This is a genomic window from Rhizobacter sp. P3_B12 (genome assembly GCF_056402895.1).
On record NZ_JBFUGN010000548.1, the window covers coordinates 1 to 4,112 of the forward strand.

The window sequence follows — 4,112 nt, forward strand, 5'->3', positions numbered from 1 at the left end:
GCTGGAGGTCGGCCACAGCCCGACCGGCGCGCTGTCGGTGTTCGCGCTGCTCGGGCTGCTCGGGCTGCAGGTCGCGAGCGGGCTGGTGGCCGACGACGAGATCTCGACCACCGGGCCGCTGATCAAGTTCGTCAGCGGCGCCACCAGCAGCCTGGCCACGGCGTGGCACAAGAACTGGGGCCAGTGGCTGATCTACACGCTGGTGGCGCTGCACATCGGGGCCATCCTGTTCTACCTGCTGGTGCGCCGCAACAACCTCATCGGCGCGATGCTGCGCGGCGACAAGGTCTTGTCGGATGGCGTGCCGGCGTCGCGCGACACCGCGCTGACGCGCCTGCTCGCGCTGGTGCTGCTGCTGGCCTGCGCCGGCGTTGCCGGCTGGGTATGGGGTCTGGGCGCCTGACAAGCCTCGCCGGGTTGCCTACACTCGGGCACGCCTTTCGGCTTCCACCCGCCTCGCCTGCATGGACACGCCCGTCATCGAACTGGTCACCCCCGACACGCCGGAGTTGCTCGACGCCACGCGCGCCATCATGCGCGACTATGCCGACAGCCTGGGCATCGACCTGTGCTTCCAGGATTTCGAGAACGAACTCGCCGGCCTGCCCGGCGACTACGCCCCGCCCACCGGCCACCTGCTGCTCGCGATGGTCGACGGCGCGGTGGCAGGCTGCGGCGCGATCCGCGGGCTGCCCGACGCCGACTACGCGAACGCCTGCGAGATGAAGCGCCTGTTCGTGCGCCCGGCGTTCCGCCGCTTCGGCCTCGGCCGCGTGCTCGCGCAGGCGCTGCTCGACGAGGCACGCCGCGCCGGCTACTCGTCGATGCTGCTCGACACGCTCGACGACATGGAGTCCGCGCGCGGCCTGTACGCGTCGCTCGGCTTCGAGGAAATCCCGCCGTACTACTTCAACCCGATCCCGGGCGCGCACTACCTGAAGGTGGCGCTCGACTGGCAGACCTCGACCTATTAGCGGCAACACCAGCGAGACAACCCAAGGAGACCTCCATGAATGCCTTTCGCCAGCTGCTCGGATCGTCCGGCGCGCACCCCCCGATCGGCACCTGGATCTCGTCGGGCAGCCCGATCGTCGCCGAGGCGATGGGCTGCGCCGGCTTCGACTGGGGCGTGCTCGACATGGAGCATTCGCCGCTCGAGCTGATGGACCTGGTGCACCTGCTGCAGGCGGTGGCATCGACCAAGATGCTGCCGGTGGTGCGCGTGCCGTGGAACGACGCGGTGGTGGTCAAGCGGGTGCTCGACGCGGGCGCCTCGACGCTGCTGTTCCCGTTCGTGCAGGATGCCGACGAGGCGCGCCGCGCGATCGCCGCGACGCGCTACCCGCCCGACGGCGTGCGCGGCATGGCCGGCATCAACCGCGGCTCGCGCTTCGGCACCATTGCCAACCACGCGACCACGGCCAACCAGAACATCGGCGCGATCATCCAGCTCGAGACGCCGGCGGCCGTCAGGCAGCTCGAGGCGATCGCCGCGGTGCCGGGGGTCGACGCGATCTTCCTCGGTCCGGCCGACCTGTCGGCGACGATGGGCCACGTCGGCCAGCCGATGCACCCGGCCGTGCTCGACCTGATGTCGCAAGGCGTGCAGCGCTGCAAGGCGATCGGCAAGCCGGTCGGCACCGTCGGCAGCACGCCCGAGGTGGTCGCGCAGTACCGCGCCGCGGGCTTCGATTTCGTCGCGATCGCCTCCGACCTCGGGCTGATGATGCGCGGCGCGCAGGCCTCGCTGGCCGCGCTGCGCACGCGCGACACCGAGCATGTGCACACGCTCGCGAGCGGCACGCGCGCCGAGGCCGCGTACTGAACAGAACCCGCAGCCTGGCGCGGCGCACCCCCAGAAAGAAGCCGCCGGCCCGGCCGGTTTCGGCGCGGTACGGGCGTAGCATTGCCGCCATCCCGGGTGCCCTGAGGCGCCCTGTGTTCCACCTTGCCGGGAAGGCCAATGACTGGATCGTCGAACAACAGCTTTGAATTGCATGCCGGCGCGTTGCGCCTGGCCGTCCGCCCCGACCTGGGCGGCACCATCGCCGGCCTGTGGCACCRCGACCAACCCATCCTGCGATCCACCGAACCCGGTGACCTGAAGTCTCCCCGCCTGGGCGCCAGCTACCCGATGGTGCCGTACTCCAATCGGCTCGGCTACCGGCGCTTCCGCTGGAAGGGCAAGGACTACACCACCGCCCCGAACTTCGACGACAGCCCGCATTCGCTGCATGGCGTCGCCTGGCAGCGCGCGTGGAGCGTGGTCTCCACCAGTGCGACCGAGCTGGTGCTGGCCTACACGCACGTGCCCGACGAACACTGGCCGTTCCCGTTCGACGTGAAGCAGTACTTCACGCTGACGCCATCGCAATGCGGCGTGCAGCTGGTGCTGACCAACACGCACGACGCGCCGGTGCCGGCCGGTGTCGGCTGGCACCCGTACTTCCACCGCCGCGAGCGCAGCCGGCTGCACATCGACCTGTCCGACCGCTGGGATTCCGACGCCACGCAGCTGCCGGTGCGCAAGCACCCGCAGCCGGGCATCGACGGCGACGTGTCGCACCTCGGTTTCGACAACTGCTTCGAGGGCTGGACCGGCCCGGCGCGCATCCGCGACGAGAAGTTCTCGATGCAGGTCACGTCGTCGCTGCCCTACCTCGTCGTCTACACGCCGGCCGAGAAGCCGTACTACTGCGTCGAGCCGGTCAGCCACGTCAGCAATGCGATCCACATGGCCGATCCGGCGGCGCACGGCCTGCGCACGCTGCAGCCGGGCGAGAGCCTGGACGCGTGGATGAAGATCGACGTCTCTCCCGTCTGAGGTGCGCGACGTGACATCTCTCGCGTACGAGCCGCTGCCCGTGGCGGCCTCGGTGCTCGGCGAATCGCCGCTGTGGCACCCGGTCGAACAGGCGCTCTACTGGTGCGACATCGCCGGCTTCACGCTGAACCGCTTCGATCCGGCGAGCGGGCAGCATGCGCACTGGAGCTTCGAGACCGAGGTCGCGAGCTGCGCCGCGATGCGCGACGGCGGCATGCTGCTCGCGATGCGCGACGGCCTGTGGCGCTTCGACACGCGCACGGCGCAGCGCACGCCGCTCGCCGCCGCGCCCTATGACCCGAAGCTCGAGCGCTTCAACGACGGCAAGTGCGATCCGCAAGGCCGCTTCTGGGTCGGCACGATCTACGAGCCGCGCAAGCCGGCGCTGGCCGCGCTGTACTGCTTCAGCGGCGGCACGCTGCGCCGCGTGGCCGACGACGTGACGGTGTCGAACGGCCTCGCCTGGAGCCCGGACGGCCGCACGATGTACTGGAGCGACACCACCTCGCACACGGTGTTCGCGATGGACTTCGACGGCGCGAGCGGCACGCCCGGCCCGCGCCGCGTGTTCGCGCGCTTCCCGCTGAAGCAGCCGGAGCAGGATCTCGCCACCTATGGCGGCCGGCCCGACGGCGCGGCGGTCGACAGCGAGGGCGCGTACTGGTCGGCGATGTTCGAAGGCCAGCGGCTGCTGCGCCTGTCGCCGGCCGGCGAGGTGCTCGATGAGTTGAAGCTGCCGGTGCGCTGCGCGACGATGCCGTGCTTCGGCGGCGCCGACCTGAAGACGCTGTACGTGACGACCTCGCGCGAGAAGCGCCCGGCCGACGAACTGGCGCAGCAGCCGCTCGCCGGGCGCGTGCTGGCGTTCCGGGTCGATGTGCCCGGGCTGCCGGCCACGCTCTTCGGTTGAAGCCATGAATCGGGACGAGCAGCTCGCGCGCCTGCGCGACGGCACGCCCTGGGACCTCGCGGTGATCGGCGGCGGCGCGACCGGCCTCGGCGTCGCGCTCGACGCGGCGGCGCGCGGCTTTCGCGTCGTGCTGCTCGAAGGCGAGGATTTCGCGAAGGGCACGTCGTCGCGTGCGACCAAGCTCGTGCATGGCGGCGTGCGCTACCTCGCGCAGGGCAACGTCGCGCTGGTGCGCGAGGCGCTGCACGAGCGCGCGACGCTGCTCGCGAACGCGCCCCACCTCGCGCAGCCGCTCGCGTTCGTGATGCCGGGCTACCACTGGTGGGAGCGCTGGTTCTACGGCCTCGGCCTGAAGCTGTACGACGCCCTGGCCGGCCG

Annotated in this window: 6 protein-coding genes; all 6 read left to right on the forward strand. The window is 70.9% G+C overall.

What is annotated here, in order from left to right:
- Positions 1-403: cytochrome b/b6 domain-containing protein (locus tag AC1D01_RS23350; protein WP_477870550.1), on the forward strand; the 403-nt coding region annotated here is incomplete at its 5' end.
- Between the two features lie 61 nt (positions 404-464).
- Positions 465-974, forward strand: coding sequence for a GNAT family N-acetyltransferase (locus tag AC1D01_RS23355; RefSeq protein ID WP_477870552.1), 510 nt, complete (start codon positions 465-467; stop codon positions 972-974).
- Positions 975-1,009: 35 nt separating this feature from the next.
- Positions 1,010-1,825 (forward strand): HpcH/HpaI aldolase family protein, encoded by an 816-nt coding sequence (locus AC1D01_RS23360; protein ID WP_477870554.1) that lies wholly within the window; start codon positions 1,010-1,012, stop codon positions 1,823-1,825.
- A gap of 138 nt (positions 1,826-1,963) precedes the next feature.
- The gene (locus AC1D01_RS23365; RefSeq protein ID WP_477870556.1) at positions 1,964-2,824 is read left to right on the forward strand and encodes an aldose 1-epimerase; all 861 of its coding nucleotides are present in this window, start codon (positions 1,964-1,966) and stop codon (positions 2,822-2,824) included.
- 10 nt (positions 2,825-2,834) lie between these two features.
- The gene (locus AC1D01_RS23370; protein WP_477870558.1) at positions 2,835-3,734 is read left to right on the forward strand and encodes an SMP-30/gluconolactonase/LRE family protein; all 900 of its coding nucleotides are present in this window, start codon (positions 2,835-2,837) and stop codon (positions 3,732-3,734) included.
- A 4-nt stretch (positions 3,735-3,738) separates the two neighbouring features.
- The coding region (locus AC1D01_RS23375; protein WP_477870560.1) for an FAD-dependent oxidoreductase at positions 3,739-4,112 on the forward strand (374 nt) is incomplete at its 3' end.

What these genes read in the sequence shown, in the direction of transcription:
- AC1D01_RS23355 (WP_477870552.1), top strand. Translation starts at nt 465, where the DNA reads ATGGACACGCCCGTCATCGAACTGGTCACCCCCGACACGCCGGAGTTG.
- AC1D01_RS23360 (WP_477870554.1), top strand. Translation starts at nt 1,010, where the DNA reads ATGAATGCCTTTCGCCAGCTGCTCGGATCGTCCGGCGCGCACCCCCCG.